Source organism: Arthrobacter sp. ISL-95 (assembly GCF_018613695.1).
GTDB lineage: Bacteria > Actinomycetota > Actinomycetes > Actinomycetales > Micrococcaceae > Arthrobacter.
In genome coordinates this window covers 850,809-873,471 of record NZ_JAGGPR010000005.1, presented here as the reverse complement: position 1 = coordinate 873,471, position 22,663 = coordinate 850,809, and the positions used below count along the sequence as shown (strand labels likewise).

General features: G+C 62.0%; 22 protein-coding genes. 3 read left to right on the top strand and 19 right to left on the bottom strand.

Translation table 11 applies throughout. The features are described 5' to 3' along the window. Positions 1-61 precede the first annotated feature (61 nt). From J7I86_RS10245 to J7I86_RS10220, 6 genes are all read right to left on the bottom strand, one after another. Positions 62-1,672 carry a sulfatase gene (locus J7I86_RS10245; RefSeq protein ID WP_214819394.1) on the bottom strand — a complete coding sequence of 537 codons (1,611 nt, stop codon included), beginning with the start codon at positions 1,670-1,672 and terminating at the stop codon, positions 62-64. Beyond that, positions 1,669-2,523, bottom strand: coding sequence for an ABC transporter ATP-binding protein (locus tag J7I86_RS10240; RefSeq protein ID WP_214819392.1), 855 nt, complete (start codon positions 2,521-2,523; stop codon positions 1,669-1,671). Before J7I86_RS10240 ends, J7I86_RS10245 begins: the two co-directional genes overlap by 4 nt. Beyond that, positions 2,520-3,299, bottom strand: a complete 780-nt coding sequence (locus tag J7I86_RS10235) for an ABC transporter permease (protein ID WP_214819391.1) — start codon at positions 3,297-3,299, stop codon at positions 2,520-2,522. Before J7I86_RS10235 ends, J7I86_RS10240 begins: the two co-directional genes overlap by 4 nt. Further along, positions 3,299-4,072, bottom strand: a complete 774-nt coding sequence (locus J7I86_RS10230) for an ABC transporter permease (RefSeq protein ID WP_214819389.1) — start codon at positions 4,070-4,072, stop codon at positions 3,299-3,301. The genes J7I86_RS10235 and J7I86_RS10230 overlap by 1 nt, the downstream gene beginning before the upstream one ends. Positions 4,073-4,098: 26 nt before the next feature. After that, the gene (locus J7I86_RS10225) at positions 4,099-5,091 is read right to left on the bottom strand and encodes an ABC transporter substrate-binding protein (protein ID WP_214819387.1); all 993 of its coding nucleotides are present in this window, start codon (positions 5,089-5,091) and stop codon (positions 4,099-4,101) included. Between the two features lie 75 nt (positions 5,092-5,166). Beyond that, entirely contained in the window at positions 5,167-6,864 is a 1,698-nt protein-coding gene (locus J7I86_RS10220; protein ID WP_214819385.1) for an amidohydrolase, read from the bottom strand. Positions 6,865-7,065: 201 nt separating this feature from the next. Between J7I86_RS10220 and J7I86_RS10215 the strand changes: the two genes are divergently transcribed. Next, complete coding sequence (locus J7I86_RS10215) at positions 7,066-7,677, top strand: TetR/AcrR family transcriptional regulator (protein ID WP_214819383.1); 612 nt, start codon at positions 7,066-7,068, stop codon at positions 7,675-7,677. Here J7I86_RS10215 and J7I86_RS10210 read toward each other — a convergent pair. From J7I86_RS10210 to J7I86_RS10185, 6 genes are all read right to left on the bottom strand, one after another. Then, complete coding sequence (locus J7I86_RS10210) at positions 7,668-9,077, bottom strand: MFS transporter (protein ID WP_214819381.1); 1,410 nt, start codon at positions 9,075-9,077, stop codon at positions 7,668-7,670. The two genes, J7I86_RS10215 and J7I86_RS10210, sit on opposite strands and share 10 nt — an antisense overlap. Before the next feature lie 86 nt (positions 9,078-9,163). Next, positions 9,164-12,214 (bottom strand): AAA family ATPase, encoded by a 3,051-nt coding sequence (locus tag J7I86_RS10205; RefSeq protein ID WP_214819379.1) that lies wholly within the window; start codon positions 12,212-12,214, stop codon positions 9,164-9,166. Continuing rightward, positions 12,211-13,401 carry an exonuclease SbcCD subunit D gene (locus J7I86_RS10200; protein ID WP_214819377.1) on the bottom strand — a complete coding sequence of 397 codons (1,191 nt, stop codon included), beginning with the start codon at positions 13,399-13,401 and terminating at the stop codon, positions 12,211-12,213. The genes J7I86_RS10205 and J7I86_RS10200 overlap by 4 nt, the downstream gene beginning before the upstream one ends. Before the next feature lie 68 nt (positions 13,402-13,469). Further along, positions 13,470-14,402 (bottom strand): MIP/aquaporin family protein, encoded by a 933-nt coding sequence (locus tag J7I86_RS10195; RefSeq protein ID WP_214819375.1) that lies wholly within the window; start codon positions 14,400-14,402, stop codon positions 13,470-13,472. A 177-nt stretch (positions 14,403-14,579) separates the two neighbouring features. Beyond that, positions 14,580-14,924: a DUF202 domain-containing protein gene (locus J7I86_RS10190; RefSeq protein WP_214819373.1), complete on the bottom strand. Its 345-nt coding sequence runs from the start codon at positions 14,922-14,924 to the stop codon at positions 14,580-14,582. A gap of 2 nt (positions 14,925-14,926) precedes the next feature. Beyond that, positions 14,927-15,328 carry a YidH family protein gene (locus tag J7I86_RS10185; RefSeq protein ID WP_024817248.1) on the bottom strand — a complete coding sequence of 134 codons (402 nt, stop codon included), beginning with the start codon at positions 15,326-15,328 and terminating at the stop codon, positions 14,927-14,929. 36 nt (positions 15,329-15,364) lie between these two features. On the opposite strand from J7I86_RS10185, the gene J7I86_RS10180 reads away from it, so the two are divergent. After that, a complete protein-coding gene (locus J7I86_RS10180) occupies positions 15,365-16,435 on the top strand; it encodes an ADP-ribosylglycohydrolase family protein (protein ID WP_214819371.1) in 1,071 nt (356 codons plus the stop codon). 7 nt (positions 16,436-16,442) lie between these two features. Here J7I86_RS10180 and J7I86_RS10175 read toward each other — a convergent pair whose 3' ends face one another. The 5 genes from J7I86_RS10175 to J7I86_RS10155 form a co-directional block, all read right to left on the bottom strand. Then, the gene (locus J7I86_RS10175) at positions 16,443-17,012 is read right to left on the bottom strand and encodes a DUF4395 domain-containing protein (protein WP_214819369.1); all 570 of its coding nucleotides are present in this window, start codon (positions 17,010-17,012) and stop codon (positions 16,443-16,445) included. Between the two features lie 99 nt (positions 17,013-17,111). Continuing rightward, on the bottom strand, positions 17,112-18,122 hold the full coding sequence (locus tag J7I86_RS10170; protein WP_214819367.1) for an exonuclease domain-containing protein: 1,011 nt from the start codon (positions 18,120-18,122) through the stop codon (positions 17,112-17,114). 96 nt (positions 18,123-18,218) lie between these two features. Beyond that, positions 18,219-18,905, bottom strand: a complete 687-nt coding sequence (locus J7I86_RS10165; protein WP_214819365.1) for a hypothetical protein — start codon at positions 18,903-18,905, stop codon at positions 18,219-18,221. After that, positions 18,902-19,834, bottom strand: a complete 933-nt coding sequence (locus tag J7I86_RS10160) for an ABC transporter ATP-binding protein (RefSeq protein ID WP_214819363.1) — start codon at positions 19,832-19,834, stop codon at positions 18,902-18,904. Before J7I86_RS10160 ends, J7I86_RS10165 begins: the two co-directional genes overlap by 4 nt. Then, positions 19,831-20,232 (bottom strand): GntR family transcriptional regulator, encoded by a 402-nt coding sequence (locus J7I86_RS10155; RefSeq protein WP_214819361.1) that lies wholly within the window; start codon positions 20,230-20,232, stop codon positions 19,831-19,833. Before J7I86_RS10155 ends, J7I86_RS10160 begins: the two co-directional genes overlap by 4 nt. Positions 20,233-20,362: 130 nt before the next feature. Here J7I86_RS10155 and J7I86_RS10150 point away from each other — a divergent pair, with 130 nt between their 5' ends. After that, complete coding sequence (locus J7I86_RS10150) at positions 20,363-21,124, top strand: VTT domain-containing protein (RefSeq protein ID WP_214819659.1); 762 nt, start codon at positions 20,363-20,365, stop codon at positions 21,122-21,124. A 120-nt stretch (positions 21,125-21,244) separates the two neighbouring features. On the opposite strand, the gene rdgB is transcribed toward J7I86_RS10150, so the two are convergent. Then, a complete protein-coding gene (gene rdgB / locus J7I86_RS10145; protein ID WP_214819359.1) occupies positions 21,245-21,907 on the bottom strand; it encodes an RdgB/HAM1 family non-canonical purine NTP pyrophosphatase in 663 nt (220 codons plus the stop codon). Next, entirely contained in the window at positions 21,904-22,662 is a 759-nt protein-coding gene (gene rph, locus J7I86_RS10140; protein ID WP_011775233.1) for a ribonuclease PH, read from the bottom strand. Before rph ends, rdgB begins: the two co-directional genes overlap by 4 nt. Position 22,663: the final 1 nt, after the last annotated feature.

The window sequence follows — 22,663 nt, the reverse complement described above, 5'->3', positions numbered from 1 at the left end:
GCTGGACCGACAAATCCAGCGGCCGCCGTCGAACTTTTGACTAAGCCGCCCTAACCATTGACTAAGCCGCCGCCGTTGGTGCCGTGCCCTGGTCCGCGAGGGCCGCCATCTCGTCCACCATGGTTCGCAACAGCCGCTCTTCCAATCCGGCATAGGCGGGATCGCCGGCACGGTTGACCAGCTCCCCAGGGTCTTCGCCGTGATGGTAAAGCTCGGCAATCCCTGCGCCGAAGTAGCGGGTCAGCCTCCCCTCAACTGTGATGACCGTCCGCATACGGACTGGTCCCGGCAGTCCGTCCAAGCCAAATGGTTGTTCTTCCTCCACCAAGAGCGCGTCCCGATGATGATCGGTGTCCCCGTGCAGCAGAGGCACAATGGAACGACCCTGAATTCCCCTGTACCCTTTGGAACCGGTGAGCTCCAGAAGCGTCGGGGCCAAATCCGCGCTGGAAACCAAGGCCCCTGTACGCCGTGGTGAGGTCCCGGGAAGGTGCACCAGCAACGGGACGTTGGTCACCGCGCGATAGTGGACAAAATGCTTCAGCATGAGCCCGTGGTCACCAAAGAGATCACCGTGATCGCTGGTGAACACCACGATGGTGTCCTCGGCCAGTCCTTGACGGTCCAGCTCATCCAGGATCCGGCCAATGTGCTCGTCCATCATGGTGATCAGGCCATATTGGGCGGCCGCCGCGAACCTGTATTGTTCCTCTGTAGCCGCCCACGTCATGGTGGGGTCCATGTTCGGCTCACCGCGGTGCTCCATCATGTTCCGGACGTGGTCAGGTGAGGCAGCATGGTCCTGCTCAAAGCCAAGCGGGAGCGGCGGGTCCTCCGGATGGTAAAGGTCTGAATAGCCTGCCGGAGGCGAGAACGGATGATGAGGATCCGGGAAGGACACGAACATGAAGAAGGGCTGGTCCTGGCCCGCGGCATCCTTCAGGTGCTCGATTGCCTTCTCACTCACATAACTCGTGGGGTGCACATCAGCCGGGATAGCCGTCTGATACACCTGGTCCCAGCCGCCGTACGTGCTGGACGAATTTCCCGGACCTCCCAGCGATTCGGGGTCAACGCCGCGTTCCCGTGCCCAATGGACGTAGTGGCCGCCTGGCCGGTCACCATGGCCGATCACAAGGTCCACGTGCTTGTATCCGTAGTAGTCGGCGGGGAGCGGTATGAAACGGGCATCGTGAGCGTCGCGGTTCTCCCACTGATCCCAGCCCGGAGCAAAGCTCCGACGGCGGGCATCGCTGACACCGGCGTCCAACAACAGGGGGTCCGTAGCCCGAATCTCCTCGGCCTGGTGTGGCTCAAACTCCCAGCCCATGTTCTGGTGATGCAGCTTCCCCACGCCCACCGTGTGGTAGCCGCCCGCCCCCAGGGAGCCTGGAACTGTCTGCGTCAGCGGATCAAGGGTGATGCCGTTGCAGCGCGTGCCGTGGGCCGAAGGCCACCGGCCGGTCATCAGGCTGGCACGGTTGGGCATGCATGTGGGGTTGGCCACCGTGGCGTTCTCGAAAACTACGCTCTTGGATGCGAGCGCATCCAGGTTTGGAGTCTTGACAGTGGCGTTTCCGCCGAAGCCAAGGTGGTCTGCCCGGAGCTGGTCCGCGATGATGAACAGGACATTGGGCCGGCGGTTGGCCGCTGCCGGTTGCTGCGCCGTCATGCGGGCCTCTTGATAAGGGACAGCACTTCGGTGCGCTGCCGGGCGAAGTCCGGCAAAGAACGTGTAGTGATTTGATCCCGTGGCGCCGGCAGGTCCACGTCCACCACCTTGAGTACGCGGGCGGGCCGGGAACCGAGGACCACTACGCGGTCCGCAAGGTACACAGCCTCATCGATGTCGTGGGTCACCACCAAAATGGTCATGTTGAAGTCCTTTCGGATCTTCAGGCACAGATCCTCCAGGTCAAACCGGGTCTGCGCGTCCACTGAGGCGAAAGGCTCGTCCATGATGAGGATCTCCGGCCGATACGCCAGCGCACGGGCGATCGCCACGCGTTGCTGCATGCCGCCGGACAACTGCCACGGATACTGGTTGTCGGCGTGGGACAGACCGACGGCGGCCAGGGCACTGTCGCAGCGCTCCTTCAGTTCCGCTGCCGGCAACTTAAGGTGCCGCAGCGGAAGGACCAGGTTCTTCCGGACAGTGAGCCATGGCATGAGCGAACGGTTGTAGTCCTGGAATACCAGAGCCATCTCCGGAGGCGGTCCGCTGATGGTTCGCCCGTCAATGGCTGCCCGTCCGCTGCTTGCCGGATGAAGCCCTGCCAAGCATTTGAGAAGTGTGGTCTTTCCAACCCCTGATGGACCGACGATGCAGACAACTTCGCCGGCATCCACGGTGAAGGTGAGGTCTTCGATCACTGTGTGTGATTTTTCGCCGCTGCCGTAGGTCTTGGCGAGATGCGCCACGTCCAACCGCGGTGTGGTCGCACTGATGCGGGTTTCTGGTTGCTGTGCCATGGTGGACTTTCTGTTTCGGAGGGGAAGGGGCGGGGCCGGCCGGGCGCTCATGCTGCACGCGCCATGCGACGGGATCCGATGTACCAGGACAGAACCTTGCGCTTGAGCAGGCTGAAAAGGATGTTGACCAGGAATCCGATAACACCCAGGAGCAGGATGCCTGCCCACATGTCAGCGGTCATGAAGCTCTGCTGTGCCAGTAAGGTCATGGCACCGATACCCTGCGAACTGCCCAGCATCTCGCTGGCGATCATCACGATAAAGGCCACCTGAAGGCTCACCTGCAGTCCTGAGAAGATCTGGGGCATCGCCGCCGGCAACAGGACATTGAACACGCGCTCCTTTCGACTCAGCCGGTAAACCCTGGCAACGTCCATGAGATCGTTGCTGACGCTCCGGATGCCGTCCACGGTGGCGATCATGGTGGGAAACAATGCCGCCAAGGCGATGCTGGTCACGCGCATTTGGGTACCGAAACCGATGAGCGAGATGAAGATCGGCACCAGCGCCACAGGGGGAATACCGCGGAGGAAGTGGATCAACGGATCTATCATCCAGCGGACCGGAGGCACCAACGCAGTGGCGAACCCCACTGCGACCCCAACCACCGCTGCGATGGCGAAGCCCAGGAACAGATTTCCCAAGCTAAGGAGGACATCGGACTGGAAGTGGTCAAACAGCCACAGCTCCTGGAAACGGATGAGGATGGTTTCCAGCGGCGGGAAAAAAGGATCTGTGGAGTTGGCGGAAAGGAACCACCAGGCCGCCAACAGCAGCACCGGAGTGCCCGTACCGATTACCCAGTTTCGTATTGCGACGTTTCTCATCAAGGCACCACTTCCCGGTAGGACTCATGCCAATGCAGGACCCGGCGTTCGGCCAGCCTAGTGGCACCTTGGAATAACAGACCCAGGACGCCGAGGACAATCACCAATCCGTAGAGACTGGCGTAGTCACCTGCCGCTTGTGCCTGGTAAATGGTTTGGCCCAGTCCCGGGCCGCCGCCAAGGAGGCCTGCAACTACCGTGACCACCAGGGCGGCAGGAGCTGCCAACCTCATGGCCGTACCGATGTAGGGCATGGCACTGGGCAAAACCACGCGTGCCAGGATTTCTCCCTCGCCCATGCCGTAGGAGCGGGCAGTATCCCGTGCCACGGGGTCGGTCCCCTGAACACCATCCACTGTCTGCATCACGATAGGGAGCAAACACCCGAAGACCACCAGGAAGAGCGCCATCTCAGCAGTGGGACCAAGCACCAGCACCGCGAGGGGAAGGATAACGATGGGCGGGACGGGCTTCAGGAATTCCAACACCGCCAAGGTGGCGTACCGGACGGATTCGAAGCTGCCTATGAGCAACCCGAGGACTACTCCCGCCAACGCCGCCAGAGCCAGCGCGAGCAATGCGATGCCGATGGTGGCGCCAAGAGCGGACCAGAAAGTGCCTGTGCCCAGAATTGTCGCGAGTGTAGTGAACACCGTGGTGGCCGACGGCAGGGCGTTTCCTGCCACCTGGGCAGTAGCGAGAACCTGCCAGATGACCAAGGCTCCGGCGATGCCCAAGGCACTGAACGCATAAGGGCGGATGGATGCTTTCATGATGAATCTCCCATGTCGCTTCCGGGCTACTTCCCGAAGATAACGTCAGCCGGCAGCTTCACAGGCGCACTCAGGAATCCGAGGTCGGCAAGATTCTTGTTGGCGCGCTCGATGTCTTCAAGGCGGACCTCTTCCGGCCAGTAGTTCACAGCACCGGATTTAACGACGTCCAGCGGAGTCTTGGTGATCTCGGCACTAAGCTGCTGCGCTTCGTCGACGTGGCCGTTGGCGTAAGCGTTCGCCTTGTAGATGGCGGCCTTGAAACCCTCCAACGCCTTCTCTTTGGACTTCACCGTGTTCGCCCCGGCGACCCAGAGGCCAATCGCGCCCTGTTCAAAGAACTCGACGCCGGGCGAGGCCAGGAGCCTGTTGCCCTCCGCGGCGGCCTTGGACGTGAACGGAGCAACAAGCGATGCGGCGTCCACCCGTCCGGAATTAAGTGATTGGAGTGCCGAGGACGGATCAAGGACCATCCAGTTCACCTTGGCAGGATCGCCGCCGTCGTCCTTGACGAGTTTGCTGACCGTGACCTCCAACTGTGCTTTGCGCGCGGGCACGCTGACGCTCTTTCCTTCCAGGTCCTTGGGCCTGTTGATGGCCGAGGCCTGCTGAACCAGCAGTCCGGTGTCATCTACACGGTTGAGGTCCGCCCCTTCGCTGGCACCGTCCTTGTAGCCGTCGGCTGCGGCGATGATCTTGAGCGGCACGTTCTGGCTCAACGCATTCAACAGCGGGATGGAGGGAGTGTAGGTGAGATCAATCTGACCGCTCTGTGCAGCTGCAATGCCGGCCGGTGGGTTGGCAATGACAGAAATCTCGACGTTGAGACCCTGTTCCTTGAAGTAGCCTTTGTCAGCTGCGAGGCGGATACCGGCGTCCGACCCGATGCCAATGGTGCCCACCTTCAGGGTGGTGGTCCCGTCGGCTGCGGGGGCGGCGGCCGGGCCCGAGCCGCCACCGCAGGCGGCCAACGTCATGGACAAAACTGCGGCCAGGGCCAAGGGAATAGTGCGTCGCATGGTGCTCCTTGAATCACGAATGGTTGGAAGGGAATGTTCTAGCTGGTTGCTTGGTGGACTACGCGGACTGGTGGACTATGCCGACTGGTGGACTATGCGGCCACCGCTCAGGGTGAGCTTGACCTCCGTGTCGAGGAGCTTTTCCATGTCCTCATCCACCGGCCAGGGGTTGGACAGCAAGCACAAATCTGCTGTCATGCCCGGTGTCAAAGCACCCTTGAAGTGCTCCGCATGGTCCTGCCAGGCAGCGTTGGTGGTCATGGCAGCCAATGCCTGCAATCCGGTAATCCGCTCCGGATCCCGCGGATTGCCCGGCTGGGAACGAGTGGCCCGTCGCACGGCTGCCACCACCGTGCGCCGCCAATCGGTACCGGTGACGGGAGCATCGGAGGCAAGGTTGAAACGAACTCCGGCTCCCAACGCTGAATGCAGGGGCTGATGGCGGGAGAAGCGATCCTCACCGAGAACCTGGCGCATGATGTCCCCGGCCTCTTGGCGGATGAGGGGGTTGGTGCTGTAGCCAATGCCGTGCGTAGCCATGGTGTGAAGCGTCCCGGGATCACCGAAGGCACCATGAATGATGTAGTGGCGGTTCCCTGATGATGGTGGAACTTTTGCGGGACCGTCAGCCACTGCGACGATCGCTTCAACTGCGGCTGCAGTGGCTGCGTCGCCGGTGGCGTGCACTCCTGCTTGCAACCCGGCGTCATTGATCAGCCCCAGTATTCTTTGCAGTTCCGCGACCCGCTGGGCGTCGGTGGCCCCTTGGATCACCAGGCTGCCGTGTGTGCACGCCTTGCCGTAGGGCTCGCTCATCCACGCGGTGCCGCTGCGGGGAATGCCATCGGCAAAGATCTTGACGCCCGCGATCCGCAACTGCTCCGGATTGATGCCGCGGTTCGTGTACGCAGCCGCCAGTCCGCTGTGCAGGCCTGCCTCAACCGCATGGGCATTAGCTCCCCCGGTTCCCGCGAAGAGCATCAGGACATTGATACGCAGCGTCAGTTGGTTCGACTCGGCGAGGTCGCCCAGTAACTCAAGTGCCGCCGTCGAACCTGCGCCATCCATGAGTCCCGCGCTTGCCGGACCCAGGCCTGGATCGGTGAGCGAGGTGATACCCAGCGAATGCAGGTGCTCTTGCAATGCGAGCAGGGCGGGCTGCAGGGTGGATCGAGGCACCGGTGGCATTGCCCGCGAGAGAAGTTCCATGGCTCCGTCCTGCAGCAGGCCGGTAGGGCTGCCGCAGGAAGCCCTCGATATAACACCCCCGTCAACGTCCGGTGTTGCGGCGTCAATACCGGCCCTTCTCAGGGCTTCCCTGTTGGCCAACAACTGATGCCCTGTGCTGTCAAAGGCCACCACGGGCGTGTCCGGCCTGGCGTCGAGCAGGAACCCCTGCGCCGGTCCCAGCAGGGCTTCGTCCCAGCCATGGGCACGCACCCAGTCGTCCTCCCCCGCTGGCGCTGCCTCCACGACGTCGACCACGGCCGCCCAGTCAGGGGCCACGGCCGGCTCCAAGCGCACATAGCCAAAGGCGGCCATGGCCGCTGAAACGAAGTGCAGGTGCGCGTCGTTGATGCCTGGAATGACAGCACCGCCCGCGGCATCGATGACGCGTGTGGCGGGCCCGATCCACTGACTCACTTCTTTGTAGCCCAGCGCGGCAATGCGGCCGCCCTTGACGGCCACGGCGTCGCTTTTGCGATGTGGTGCCGCCGGGTCCATGGTGTGGACCGAGGCATTCATGATCACCAGATCAGCGAAATCTTCCATCGGTTCTCCTCAGTTCACCGCATCTGAATGTGATGCAGACAACGTTCCTGAAAGAAGTATGTCGCTTGACTGGGTCACTTGACTAGGTTTGGCGTAAAATTTCTTTCGAGGAGTTCTCCGCCCCCGGCACGGTCGCACGGACGCCACGTCGGATAGCGCCTAGGATCGATGAGACCGTGTGAAAAAGAAGAAGGTGAATGAATGGCCAGGGTTCCCGCCGAGGAAAGGCGGCTGCAATTCGTCGAAGCCGCGGCAAGGGTGATCGCCCAGGACGGCCTCGCCTCTGCAACCACGCGACGAATCGCCACTGAAGCCGATGCCCCGCTTGCCGCACTGCATTATTGCTTCCGGAGCAAGGACGAACTGCTTGAAGAGGTCTACAACTTCCTCAGCAGGGACTACGCCAAGGCCTTGGAGCCCGTGGCCGATCCCGGAATGGGATTACGCCACATTGTGGGCGCCCATGCACGACGCATCTGGAGCCGCATGCTGGAGAACCCGCATGAGCAGGTCACTACCTTTGAACTGCTGCTCCGGCGATTCCGTGTAGAGACCGAAGACCAGCCCCAGGCCTTGCTCATGAACCGTTCCATGTACGACGGCTGGGTCAGCTCAACACTGGAGCTTTTCCGTGCCGCCGCCGAAGCCGCCGGAGAACCTGTCCCTGCCAACTTGGAGGACATTACACGCTTGTTCATTTCCGGGATTGACGGCATCAGCATGCAGCATTTGGCCGACCCCAATGAAGAACGGTCACTCCGCTTGGTGGAACTCATGGCCGTCTCACTCGCAGGAGCACTCCACTACGACTGAGGCCGGCGCTTCATCACCAAGGACGTAAGAACACCCAGCAGCAACAGTCCTGCCGCAGCAGCCATTGAAACAACGAAGGCCGCACCCGGTCCCTGCGTTTGCGCCAATTGCCCGGCCAGGTAGGAGCCCAACGCTGTTCCGGCCACGATTCCACTGGCGAGCGCCGTCATCACTGTGGCCATGCGACCGGCCGGAGCCACCACGCCGCCGATGCTGAAGACAGTGACCATTACCGGCCCCACGGGAATGCCCAGTACCAGCAGGACAAAGATCATGGGCCAAATACCAGCCGGGAGAAGCAGCAGGAGCGACAAAACGGACATCGCCAGCGCTGCGGCAACCCAACGGGAAGCCAGGCTGAACCGTTGCGGCCAAAAAGCTACGGACAGCGCCGCCGCAGCTGAACTGAGTCCCATGACGGCATACAGGAGACCAGCGATCTCGGCCGTGGCGTACTCCGCCGAGAAGGCACTGAGCGCGTTCTGCGTGGCTCCGAAAAAGGTACCCATGCACACCATGGCCACCACCGGAACGGCCACCACAGCACCGGCCCAACGGTTGCGCCGCTGCTGAGTCACCTGCGTGGATTGCCCACCGGCAGGCTCTTGTCCATTGGAAGGCTGATCGCCGCTGGAAGGATCTTGTCCACTGGAGGGCTTCAGGCCGGCACGGGGCTTCCGGGGTGCGGGCACCACCGCATGACGGCTTGGATGGAGCGCGAAGGCAGGAACCAAGGTGATGGTCATGACAGCGGCCAAAGCGAGCGGCAACCATGGTGCCACCAGGCTTGCCAGGACACCCACCAGGGCAGGGCCCAGAACGAAAGTGACCTCGTCCGCGGTGCCTTCATAGGACAGTGCGGTGTCCAGGTCAGCCCGGTTGGCGGCGACACTTCTGCCCCCGTTGGCTGCGGATAGATTACGGGTAGTCAGCGCCATCCACCGAACACGGGCCATGGGACCCACCTGGGGACAGCTGGCTCCAGCGAGGAAAGCTGCAATGAAAACACCAACGGCCTCGCCCACGGAACCATAGCCAGTGGTGAGGTACGCAGCAGCAAGGAGTCCCGCTACGGCAAGGGTGTTGATGACTGCTGCCATAAGCAGCACAATCCGTTGGCCGGCCCTATCGGCCAAAGAGCCCAGGACGGGAGCACCCAAGGCCGAGCCGATGCCGACCGCTCCGGCCGCCATACCCCCGATTGCGTAGGAGTGGCTGACGGCTGTGACCAGGGTCAGGGTGCCCACTGTCAGCATGGCCAAGGGAAGCCTGGCGAAGAGTCCCAAGGGCAGGAAGCCAGGTCCCGCCAATTCGGGAAGCCGCGCGAAACGGCCCGGCAAGCGTGAGGGGCGTGAGGGAGCCTGCGATGCAGGCTGTGAAGCTACAGAAGTTTTTTCCATTAATCCGGGTTCGCTAAAGAATGCGCATCGTCCCTCCTCCCGATGCGCGCGACCCGGTGTAACGGCTTAAGTCTATCGGATACGTCTCAGACCGGAACAGCTTCTGCAATCCGCACGCTGGAACCATGCCTGCCCTTGATCACCTGCAGCTGGTTGGTGATTCGCTGCTTCATCTCCCCGACGTGACTGACAAGGCCCACTACCCGGCCGCCGTCGCGCAGTCCTTCAAGGGCGTCCATCACTTGCTCCAGGGATTGCTCATCCAGACTGCCGAAGCCTTCGTCAACAAACAGTGTCTCGATATCCACTCCGCCGGCCTCCTGCTGGACGACATCGGCGAGGCCAAGCGCCAGAGACAGCGAAGCCATGAAGGATTCACCGCCGGATAGCGTGGAAGTGTCCCGCCGCTGACCAGTCCACTCGTCGACGACTTCAAGACCGAGGCCCGATTTTGCACCTCTGGCAGCCTTGGCGTCCGTATGTTGCAACGTGTATCTGCCATCGCTCATGGCCACGAGCCGCTCAGAAGCTGCAATGGCCACCTGTTCCAGCCTTGCTGCCAGGACATAGGTGTTCAGGCTCATCCGGTAGTTGTTGTCGCCCGATCCCCTGACGGAGTCCGCCAATTCCGCCAGCATATGCGCCCGGTTCCTTGGCTCCCTTCCGGCATGGGCCAGGGTCCGGTACTCCTTCGCCAGCCTGGCGACAGTGTCCGCGGACTTTTCAGCAAGCCCAGCCGACAATGCCTTGGCCCGTGCATCGTCCGCGGCGTTGGAAGCCAGAAGCTTCGATTCAGCAAGTTCATCCTCTGCCAAGGGGAGTTCGCCCACGCTGGCCTCCTTGGCAGCAAGGACCAGGTCCTCCCCGGCAAACAGCTCATCCAAGCGGGACGATTCAGCCTCGAAATCGGCCAGGTCTTTTTCGAGGCCCACAACATCGGCCGGCGAGAGGATTTCCCGGCGGACTTCGTCGGCGGAAACAAATCCGGATTCCGCCAGTGCTTTTTCAAGGGAAGCGGCGGCGTCTTCACAGGCTTGTTTTGCCTGTTCCAGTCCCCGCTCTGCATCCACGGCTGCTTGCAGGAGCCCGCGCTCAGCCATGAGCGCTTCCAACCGTTCGCGAAGGCTGGGGAAGCCGTCCTTCAAACCGGCAAGTTCTGTTTCGAGGGCAGCACATTGCTCCTGAAGCAGGTGCACTGCCGACGACGCCCGGGCCGCTGCATTCACGGAAGCATCGTGCTCTTGCTGCACCAGTGCGATTCGCTTGCTGAGGGCCTCGTGCCGGGCGCGAAGCCTCTCCAACTCCCCTGCCGCCTTGCGTGCCGCCGAGGCAGCCTCATGGGCGGAAACCCGCTTGGACTCTGCTTCAGCAGCATCCACTGAACCGCCCTGCGCCACCAACCCGGCGAGCACCTGTGCTGCGGAGGAAAGCTGCTCAGCGATGCTCTCAAGGGCCTTTTCACTGGCCTCAAAACGTTCCTTGGCTTCTTCCTCTTCCTGGGCGAGGGAGAGTGCTGTCTGCACAGCTTCGGCGGGGTTGGGATGTTCTTCGCTTCCACAAACGGCGCACGGTTTGCCGCTCTCCAACACCGCAGCCAGCTCCCCGGCTGCGTTGGCCAGACGCAGTTCCCGGACATCAAGCCACTTCTGCCGGAGGTCCTGCGATGCCGTCCTGGCCTGGAGATGCTCACGGGTAATTCCGTCCAACTCCCGGCTGGCAGTTGCGTGGCGGGCCACAATCCCCACCAGCTCGGCGGCACCAACAGCCTCCCGCTCCAGTTCCGTAAGTTCGCCAGCCAAAGGTTCCAGAGGCTGGATCTCTGACTCCACGGTGGACACGTCTACGCGCAACTGTTCCAGCACGGAGGCCGAAGCCCCGGCAGAAGCCTGGTGCTCGGCCAAGTCACCACGCATGGTCGCCAGACGGTCCGTGATGGCTTCCAAGCGCTGCTCATCGGAAAGCCTGGCCTCAACGACTGCGCAGACGGCCTTGACCGTTTCCAGCGCGACGTCCGTAGTGGCGGCGTCCAAGCCCGCTTCCCCGACCTTCTCGCGGATGCCGGCAGCCCGCACTGCGGCGGCTTCGAACTTGCGCGCTGTCGAAACAACTGCTTCCAGTTGCCCGCTGAGAACGGCGGCTCGCCGGTGCTTTCCGAGTGTCTCCTTGTTCTCCATTGCCCGGGGCGCTCCCAGTTCGAGCAGCACCCGCCGCTGCATCGCAGCGCCCAGCCGACCATGCCTGAGCGAGCGCTCCTGAGCCTCCTGGAATTGTTCCAAAAGGCGGGTAGACACGGACTCTGCCTCCGCAGCCTTATCCTGCCGACGCTTCCATTCAGCTTTAACTTCTGCCTCTACGCCAGCCAGCCAGGCCTCTGGATCCTGTCCAGGCCCCCATCCAGACTCGTGTCCAGAGTCCTGGTTCGGCTCCTTCCCCGAGGCAGGAGTGGTAGCTGCAGGAAGATTCAGATGGTCCTGCTCCGAGGCCACCCGTTCCAGCAACAGCTTGAGCTCCGAAGCGTTCTCCTCCACGGCACGGGTGGCCTCGGCTGCTTGTTTCAGCAGCTGGCGTTCAACGGCTTCAAATCGTTGTGTGCCGAACAATTTCTGAAGGAGGTCCAGCCGGTCGTTGGCCTTGGACCTCAGGAAAGCCGCGAAGTCGCCCTGTGGCAACATGACCACACGGGTAAACTGCTCCCGGTCCATACCAAGGACGTCCGAGAGCTCCGCACCTACCTCATCATTTCTGGAAGATTTTTCCTCCCAGCTCCCGGCTTCGCGTTCCCGGAGGAGGGTCTTGGCTTGCTGGGTAGTGAATCCATTGCGGCCGCGGGCGCTGGGCCGGTCCCACGCCGGAGATCGCGTCACTTCAAAACGGCGGCCACGCGCGGAGAATTCACAGACCACACGCGGCTCCGCGCCTGGCGCGGCGTGGTCGCTTCGCAGCCGCTTCCCTTCCTGGCGAACTCCCGGAACGGACCCGTACAGGGCGAAACAGATGGCATCCAGAATGCTGGTCTTTCCAGCCCCTGTAGCACCGTTGAGGAGGAAAAGGCCCTGTGCACTGAGCTGGTCAAAGTCAATGTGTTGGGGCGTGGCAAACGGTCCGAAAGCTTCAATGTCCAAACGATGAATTCTCACAGCTCGGCCTCCTGCAACCGGACGGCTTCAAGTGCCTCGCGCAGTGCGGCTTCTTCTGCTTGGTTCGCACCACGGTCCCTGACATGTTCCAGGAAGCCACAGCAAACTTCTAGGTCATCTTCTGCCGCAGCGAGCCGACTGCTGTAACTGGTAGACGCCCGCGCCTCGGCACCTTGAGGATCGAAAGAGAGAACCAAAGTGTCCGGGAAACGTGCGCGCACCCTCTCCATGGCCTGCGCAGGCCGTTGTGGATCCGTTAGGGTGACCTGGCAATAAGCAGTCTCTGCCCAGGCGTGCTCCTCAGCCCCCAGCAGTTCCTCCAGCGTTCCGCGCAACGTGGCCAGTGCTTTGGGCGCATCCCACAGAGCTTCCTCAACAGCGATCGCACCGTCTGAGTCAAGGTCCAGAAGCCATGCGCCTTTGTGGTGCTTGGCTTCTGAAAATGAATAAGCCAAGGGAGAACCGGAGTAGCGGACATTGGGGGCCAGCTCCTGCCGCCCGTGGAGGTGACCCAGTGCGGTGTAAGCGAAGTTTTCAAAGAGATCCAGTGGAACTGCGCCCAAGCCACCGATGCTCAGATCCCGTTCGCTCTCCGAGGTAATGCCGCCGCTGGCAAAGGTATGGGCAAGAACTACCGGATAAACGGGTCCTGCTGCGCGGCGATTCTCAACATCCTTCCGGATCCGGTCCACCGCGGCGAGGGTGACATCAAAATGGTTGGCATTCTCAGCGCCCAACCGTTCAGCGACAAGCCGGGGTTCAAGGTAGGGGATGCCGTAGACAGCCACCTGGCCAATCCCCGCACGGTCCTTGCCATGCCCGTCCTCTCCGAAGGGGAACAACACTGGTACGTCAAGTTCCTCCACCTGCGTCCTGAGGTGAACTCCCCCTCGTTCCAGCAGGCGGGAGGCAAAGCCCAACCGGATGGCGGAGTCGTGGTTGCCACTGGTCAAAACCACGGCGGCCCCCGCCTGCGTGATGCGCACTAGGGCGTCATCAAGCAGTTTGACCACATCCAGTCCGGGCAAAGCGCGGTCATAGACGTCTCCGGCGATCAGCACGACATCAACGGACTTGGATTCCACCAGCGATACCAACTGGTCCACAAAGTTTCGTTGGGCGTCAAGCATGCCAACGCCGTGGAATGACCGGCCAAGGTGCCAATCGGAAGTGTGAAGTAACCGCATATTCTCAAGTTAACCGGGGGCACCGACAATAAAGCGCAGGCGAGCCGTCCGCCGTCGAGCCCGTGGGGTTATTTGCCTTTTTTACCGTCGAAGAAGTCCCGGGCGTCGTCATTAACCGGCGCAGCCTGTGCAGTTCGGGAAGAGACGATGTCAGGTTTCGCAGCGGATTCCTTGACCTCAGTGTCCTCAACCGGCTCGTCGTTGGCATCGAAGGAGTCGTTTACCCCGTCGCTGCCGCCTTGGAGGTCGTCCGGCTCAGCCGCGACCGTAGTAGACAGGCCTTGGAAGCCGCGGAAGGCAAGGCCGGCAAGCGCGGCGCCCATCAGCGGGGCCACCCAGAAGAGCCACAGACCCTCAAACGCCCAGGACGAGCTGAAAAATGCTTGGGCCGTTGCCCTCGCAGGGTTGAAGGGAAGGTTTCCCAGTACCTGTCCGAGCTGAAGCAGGACAGCCATTGCCAAGCCAACGGCGAAGGGTGCCATGGCCGGAACGGCCCGGCGGCCGGCTGTCGCACCAAGGAACACGGCAACAATGAGGGCCGCACCAAGGATTTCGACCAACAGAACTCCTGCCAGCTGTGTTTGGGCGGCAGCGTGATCACCAAAACCCGGCGAAACGACGTCGAATGCAGCCCTGGCGTCGGTAAGGACCGGCACCGTGCTCACCACGAAGTAGATCAACGCAGCACCAACCACGCTGCCGATGATTTGCGCCGCCACGTAGCCGAGGGCGGCCACTGCCCGGATTCGGCCTGCGATCAGATTGCCTAGGGTGATCACAGGGTTGAAATGGCCTCCCGAGACATATCCGAAGGCCAGCATGGCTGCTGTCACCGCAAGGCCGGTCGCAAGAGCTACCGGCAAGGGCGCAGCACCGGGATTTGAAAAAATCCCGACTCCCGCCGCGACAACCACCACGAACATCGATCCCAATGCTTCGGCCGACAGCCGGGAAAGAAGTCCCGGCTTAGTTTCGGGTGTGGCCTGTACAGGAGAGGTCATGTCCAATGAGTCCTTACGGTTGGTGTGGATACCGGGATGACCGGCTTCGTCGCGGCGGACGCTGGTGTTTGGCGCTTGCGCTGCAGGAGGTTATGCAAGCTCAAAGCCACTGAGCATTTTGCCAGCAGAGTCTGGGCGCTTGCTGAATCCTGTCTTCGAGCTTATCTGTCCGCGAGCCTAACCACCCACGGCGATGGCTGCGATGGCTGTGGCACCAAGTCCCACCACGGCCACGGTGCTGACCAGGACGAGCCGCGCCGATGCTGCCTCGTTTCCGGCATGGAGTTGCCTGGAACGAACCCACACCACGGACGCCAACACGATGGTGGCTGCGGCCGCCATGAGAGCGCAGATCCCTTGGTAATCAAGCCCGGGAAGGCCTGCGACGAGGTTGCCCGTGGAGGGTTCGGACGTCAGCCAACTCCGCCAAATGAACAGGTCCACCACCACCAGGGAAATCAGCGTCCGGCGCCAGGCCAACGTGGTGCGCTCGGGCTGCAACCCGGGATCGCGGGCCTCCATGCTTACCGCGCCACCAATATCAGTACCGCAAAGGCGAACGCTGCCACGGCAACCACAATGGTCATGAACAGCATGACCCGGGAGAACGGGAGCGCCTGATCATTGCGCATCGCGGCTTCCATCTGCCCCCAACGGCGGTACGAAAGGACGGCCAACCCGGCACCAACCAGAGCCAGCAACACGCACAGGACCAGACGGACAGGTGTGGGAGCGATGTTTGGAGCCAGCTGGTCAACAGCGACCGCGCCGGCAAGCAAGGCCAAGGAGGTGCGGATCCACGCGAGGAAGGTACGTTCATTGGCGAGAGAAAACCTGTAATCGGGGGTCTTGCCTGTCCGTCGCCAAGCAGGTTCACGCAAAATGTCTCTCCAAGTTTTGTCAGTGCCGGGCAGCTTCCCCACCATATCAGCGGAGGTTCGCAGGCACGGTAAGTTACTGGCATGAGTGTTGAGCCGAATTCCCCCGCTAGTCCTTCCTTCGAGTCCCGAGTTCACGGGTCGCTTCTGGGCGGAGCGCTGGGTGATTCCCTGGGTTATGCGGTGGAATTCGAGTCAATTGCCGCAATTCGCGCACGCTATGGTTCCTCCGGCCTGACGTCGTTCGGCCAACTCGACGGCGGCATCCACTTCTCTGACGACACGCAAATGACGTTGTACACCGTTGACGGCCTGGTGGAAGCACTCGAATGGGCCAATGATGGCGTCGCCGCGGATGAGATTGCCTGCCTGTGGCTGGCCTACTTGCGCTGGCTCGCCACGCAGGACGTTGCAGTTGCCTCTTCCGCTCCTGTGCCGCAACCGCGGTGGATCGATGCCCAGGAGGTCCTGCGCCACCGCCGCGCACCCGGAAACGCCTGCCTCAGCGGTTTGGCGACCGGTCAGATGGGAACAGTTGCACGTCCGGTCAATGCCGATTCCAAAGGTTGCGGCACCGTGATGCGTTCGGCCCCGTTTGGGCTCGTCCCCCACATTTCACGCGAAGCGGTCTACAAGCTCAGCTCGGACGCTGCTTCATTGACCCACGGACACCCGTCAGCGCGACTCAGCGCAGCAGCGTTCAGCTTGCTGATCCACAACATCGTGGCCGGAAGTGACATCCGGTCCGGCGCAACTGAGGCCCTCAGCTACGTCAACGGCGTCCCCACCAAGGCACCCGAACTGGCGGAACGACTGGAGGCTGCCCTGCAGTTGTCCCTGCAACCAGCCCCCTTGGACCCTGAAGAACTGACCACAGCGCTTGGTGAGGGGTGGATCGCCGAGGAGGCACTCGCCGTCGGGCTTTACGCCGTGCTGGCCACCAGCGGCAGCTCGCCGGCAGAGCATTTCCGCAACGCAGTAACCGCGGCCATCAATCACAGTGGGGACAGCGACTCCACAGGCTCCATTGCCGGAAACATCCTGGGTGCCTACTACGGTGAAGACTGCCTGCCGGCCGACTGGCTCGACGCCTTGGAAGCCCCGGAGGTCATTCGCGGCATGGCGGACAGACTGCTGGCCGTCACCACCGGCTAAGCAATAGCTACCTCTGACGGAGCGTTACGTTGTTGCAGGCCTCGCAAACGTCCTCGGGAATGAGGTTGCGGCGCTGCAGGAAGCCAAAGATTGCGCAGCCGAGGCAGAAGCCCACGAACGCTTCCAGCGACGCCGCCACGATCAGCAGTGCCAGCAGGATCCAGGCGGCGGGCTGAAAGCCGGTGAAAAACAGCACGACGGCGGCACTCGTCAAGGCAGCACCGATGCCCTGCGCGAATCGCTTGGGTGGTCCGGCAACGAGCTTGGCGTGCCCGATCCGTGGCGCCAAAAACTTCACTGACAGAAGCGCGAGCGGGGAGATCCGTGGCCCGAAGAGCACGCGGAGCCAGAAACCGACAGCCAGTGCCACCAAGCCCCATGCCCAACCGGTCAACAGGGTGGCAACGGCCACCGCCACCACGAGTCCGGCTGTGATCCGGGCCGCGTATTCGTTGACCGGGTTCGGAAAGGCGAACACAGCCCGCCAATCCACCCCGCCACGAGTAGCAGGGCCGGCAGGAGTAGCCGCAGCGGCAGGCTGGCGCGCAGGTGCTTGGGGAAGGGCTGGTTTGGTCATGCCCCAAGGCTAGGAGTGCGGTTCTCCCAGCGGGTAGGTTTGTTGCGCAGTGTGACCGGGATAGGCGCAGTATGACCACCTGACCGTGTTGCCGGGGAGCTATGCGCCGCCCACCATCTGCAGGAACTCTCCCTCAGACACAACCTCGATTTGCTGGCCCTTGGCATGCAATTCCAGGACCCGCTTGGCTTTCCCTGTGAGTCGGCCGGCGCGGAGGTCGCCTGCCACGAAACCGTCACCAACAATCAATACAGTAGTTCGCGCAGTTACCCGGCTTTCGGGGCGCGCGCCCATGTCTGCGGCCCGTGACTTGGCCTCCGGCCTGGTGATGGCGAGGTCTCCCGTGAACACCACGGTCTGGCCGAAGAGCGGATGTCCGGGTTCCGCGGACGGGTTGGGCAAAGGGTTGCGCCCCTCCTCCGGCCAGGTCTGAAAGCCACCCGCCACGCCCAGTGCACGTTCGAGTGTGCGTTCGGCGGCGCTTCCGGTCCTGGCCGCGAGCGCGGACATAGTCGCTTTGGAGAGGCCAAGCGCGGGATCGAACGCGGGTTGCTTCGGCAGGTTCAGGCCAAGGGAAAGGTAGAGTTCAGCGATGCTGTTGGCGTTGTTCCGCTTGGCGATGTCTACCAGAATGCCGGCGCAGGCGCGGGCGTCTTCCGCAGCGTCGTGGTGGTTGACCAGGGGAACCCCGGCTTCCTCGGCGGCGTAGGGCAGAGAATTCGAAACCAGTGAATAGCAGCGGCGGGAGAGCATCACGGTGCACACGTAGTCGTAGGCCGGCCCGGCCAGGCCTGAGACTTCGAGTCCTGAGCGAATAACGCCGAGGTCGAAGGCTGCGTTGTGGGCGGCGAGTACGTCGTCGCCAATGAAGGCGCCGATCTCCGGGAAGAGTTCCCCGAATCGTGGGCGACCGGCGACGTCCTCGGCACGGATGCCGTGGATTCGGGTGTTATGGAACTCGAAATGATCATGGTTCTCTGGCGGGCGCATGAGCCAGGAGGCTTCCTCCACTACTACGCCGCCACGGACTTTGCTGAGGCCCACCGAACACGGCGACCCCCGGAAGCCGTTGGCTGTTTCAAAGTCGATCGCCGTAAAGTCCAATGCCACTGGACAAGGTTACAGCCGGAAAAGGCCGCCCCTGCCGATTTGCGCGGCGGGGCGGCCCTTCCGGGCTACATTGTGGTCAACGTGACATTCCTGTGCTTACGGAGTGGCCCTGCGCAGAGTTGTGTAGGAACCTGCTGCGAGAACGACGCACAGGACCGCAGCCCACCCGCTGATGCTGAGCGGCGTCTGCTGGGCAAACCAGTTTCCAACGTACCCCCATCCTTGTAACAAGGTGGTGAGGGCGGCCAGGCCTATCAGGGCGATTGCTGTTCCCAAGGTTGAAACCAGCGTTCCAGAGGTGCCCCAGCGCTTGAAGATGGTTGCGAACCAGAACCCAATGATGAACATGAACATCATCACCACGAAGAAGAACGCCGCGGTGGAGTACCAGGGACCATCCGTGACCCACGGAATATTGAAGAAGTAGCCGTAGACGCCCCAGCCGTTGGTTGCCTTTTCAAGGACGCCACCCACCATGTAGAGCACGGTCATCCCCAGTGCGATGAGCGAGAAGAGGCCCAAGGTTCCCAAGTAGAACGCCCGTCGGCTGATGCTTAGGCCTTGGGAGAAGGGGAACGCCAGGGTCATGCTTTGGATGCCAAGAACCAGGAAGTACCATAGGGGCGCCTGGCTCCCGCCACCATTTTTCCCTTCGGTGACGGGGATGAGTGCGAAGATGGCGAGCGACATCAGGAAGGATGCCGCCAGGATGGTCAATGGCCATCCGATGTACGTCCACTTGTTGATCAGCTGCATCCGGGCAACTGCCAGAGTCCTGCTCATCGCCTTGCCTCCATCGTGTCTCTGGCGAAGTCTCCACTACCTGTTCCTGTTGCGCCGGCCCCTGCCATGGTCTTCCGTACCACCAACTGCTGCAATGAAACCGGCGATAGTTCCAGGCCCAACTCCTGAGCTTCGGTGCGTTCGCGACCGCTGAGCACCTCGTCCACCGTCACGGAGGCCAAAGACCCCAGCGTTTCGCGGTGCAGGATCCTGCGGCCTGCCAGGAAAGCGTCCACCTTTTCCGCCGAACCTGAAACGGTGACAGCAGAACCTCGGATCTCTTCGGCATTGGCGTCCATGATGATCGTGCCCCGGTCGATCACCACAACGTGTTCAAGGAGGTTCGCTACCTCGTCGATCAGGTGCGAGGAAAGGATGATGGTGCGGGGGTGCTCGGAATAGTCCTCCACGAGGCGGTCGTAGAACAGCTGCCGGGCCACGGCGTCCAGGCCCAAGTACGGCTCATCGAAGAATGTCAGCTCGGCACGCGAGGCGAGGCCTATGATCACACCGACGGCGGACAGCTGGCCACGTGAGAGCTTCTTGATCCGGCGCTTGACGGGAAGCTGGAAGTCTTCGGCGAGGCGGTCGGCGAAACCCTGGTCCCAGTTCTTGTAGAAGAGCGCGGCGGAGCGGAAGGCATGCTGCGGTTGGAAGTCGTCCGGATATTTCTGTGATTCCCTGATGAAGCAGATCCGGGACAGTACGGCGTCGTTTTCATAGGCGTTGGCGCCGAAGACGAGGGCTTCGCCGGAGGTGGCGAAGGCCTGGGCGGTGAGGATGGACATCAACGTGGTCTTGCCGGCCCCGTTGCGTCCCAGCAGGCCGTAAATACGGTTCGCTGTAAGGCTGAGGTTTACGTTGTCCAAGGCGTTGAGGTCTTTGTAGCGCTTGATCAGGTTACGGGCCTCGACGATGGTGTGGTTCACAGGGCCGCGCTCCTTTCCTTCTCTGTCCCGGTTTCCGGTGCAAGCCCGGAGCTGCGTTCAATCATGGAAGTCAGCTGCTCTGGCGAGATGCCCAGTTTTCGGGCTTCCAAGGCCAGCGGCTTGACGTACTGCTCAAAGAACTCTTCGGTGCGGCGTGCTACCAACTGGGCGCGTGCTCCTGTGGCAACGAACATCCCTATCCCCCTGCGCTTATAGAGAATTCCTGAATCCACCAGCAGATTGACGCCCTTGGCGGCAGTCGCCGGGTTGATGCGGTGGAAAGCTGCAAAGTCATTGGTGGAAGGTACCTGCGACTCTTCGGCCATGGCGCCGTCCACGATTCCGTTTTCGATGAGCTCGGCGATCTGCAAAAAGATCGGCTTGCTGTCATCAATCATGAGCACCACCGCCTTACTGGTTCATTACTCATGTAACTAACCATACAACCGACAAACCAAGTGTCAAGGGATTGGCAGGAATAACACGACGACGGCGGTCAAGTAGGCTTGATAGGTGATCTTTTCTGCGATAAGCGACCTTGCCGTATCCACTTTCGGGGGCGCGGGCCCGGTTTCGCCGCCTATGGCTTCGTTCCTGCCGGACTGGCTGAACCCTGACGTCTTCCTCCGCGATTCACCTTTGGGACCGTGGGTAGTCCTCCTGGTCTGCGCCATTGTGTTCGCAGAAACAGGCCTCCTGGTGGGGTTCTTCCTTCCCGGTGACTCCATGCTGTTCACGGCGGGGCTTTTGGTCTCCACCGGCGCAATCGAGTTCAATCTGTGGGGCATGTGCGCCATGATCATCGTGGCTGCCATCCTCGGCAACCAAACCGGCTACCTCATTGGGTCCAAAGCCGGCCCTGCGATCTTCAATAAGCCGGATTCACGGCTGTTCAAGAAGGAAAACGTGGAGAGCGCCCATGCGTTCTTCGAAAAGCACGGCGGCAAGGCCTTGATTCTGGCGCGGTTCGTTCCCATCATCCGCACTTTCGTACCCGTGATTGTGGGCGTCGCGCAGATGGACAAGCGCAAGTTCTTCCTCTTCAACGTCATCGGTGCAGTCCTTTGGGGCGGCGGTGTAACCCTGCTCGGCGCATGGCTTGGCCAGTTCGAGTGGGTTGGCAACAACATCGATATCATCTTCATCGTCATCGTCCTGATCTCGGTCATCCCCATTCTCATTGAAATCGGCCGTGGATTTATGGCAAAGCGCAGGGCAGTGGCCGAAGGCACCGATCCTGTAGAGGAGTTCATCGAGGAGCACGAGGGCGGTAAGCCCAGCGAGCACTGAGGCTCCGCAGCACCTCCAAGGACAACAGTCCCAGACAGCTAAAAGACCAATACAGCAAAAGGCACCCCGTATAAACCGGGGTGCCTTTTGCTTTAGTGGAACAAAGCTGCAGAGCCAGAGCTACGTGGCGTTGGTCTCGGAGAGAGCAGACACAATCGCTGGTAGCAAAGCACGGAACGCCTGTCCGCGGTGGCTGATGGCGTTCTTCTCCTCAGAGCTAAGCTCGGCACAGCTGCGGTCCATCCCGGCGGGTTGCAGCACGGGGTCGTATCCAAAGCCACCTTCGCCCCGAGGCTCGCGCAGGAGCGTCCCCTCAAGCTGGCCGTACTCCACGGTCTCCCGGGCAATCCCGTCCGCTCCCGGGACCGCCAGAGCAGCAGCACAAACGAACGCGGCCCCCCGGAACGAGTCCGGAACGTCGGAGAGCTGCGCCAGCAACAGGTTCAAGTTGGCGGCGTCATCCCCATGGGTTCCGGACCATCGGGCCGAGAAGATGCCCGGAGCTCCGCCCAGGACATCAACAGCGAGGCCGGAATCATCGGCAATGGCTATGAGACCGGTGGCCTCAGCTACTGCCCGGGCTTTCAGGAGAGAGTTCTCAGCAAAAGTCACACCGGTCTCGGCAACATCCGGGGCACCTGCCGCAGCTGCGTCCACCACCTGCGCGTCGACGTCGAGCCCTGGAACCTGCCCCCGAAGCAACTCGCGGAGTTCCTTCAGTTTGCCCTTGTTGTGCGTTGCCAGGACCAGGCGGGCGACCCCCGCGACCGGAGTACCGCTCACGGGGCTTCCGCCAGCGTCTCTCGCTGGATGGCGGACAGCTGAGTGGTGCCCAGGAGGGCGAGATCCAGCAAGGCGTTGAGCTCGTCGCGATCGAAAGGAGCACCTTCGGCCGTGCCCTGAACTTCGACGAACTTTCCCGAACCGGTGACCACCACGTTCATGTCAGTCTCGGCCCGAACGTCTTCCACATAGGGGAGGTCAAGCATCGGGACGCCATCGATGATGCCAACGGAGACGGCCGCGATGGTGTCCACCAGGGGCTCCGCATTGCGGGCAATGAGCTTGTTCTCACGGGCGAAACGGATGGCTTCGGCAAGCGCCACGTAGGCTCCTGTGATCGCTGCGGTGCGTGTCCCGCCGTCGGCCTGAAGGACGTCGCAGTCCAAAACGATCGTGTTCTCGCCCAGTGCCTTGGTGTCGATGATGGAGCGCAGCGAGCGGCCAATGAGGCGCGAGATCTCGTGCGTGCGTCCGCCGATCTTGCCCTTGACTGACTCACGGTCCGAACGGGTGTTCGTGGCGCGCGGAAGCATGGCGTACTCGGCTGTGACCCACCCACGGCCTTCGCCTTTGAGCCAGCGGGGCACGCCCTCGGTTAGTGAAGCGGTGCAGAGAACCCGGGTGTTGCCGAACTCGATCAGCGCCGAGCCCTCGGCCTGCTTGGACCAGCCGCGGGTGATGCTGATGGGTCGCAGTTGGTCCGGGGTCCGGCCGTCGGCGCGGATAACGGGTGTGGCTGTAGCTTCAGAAGTCATG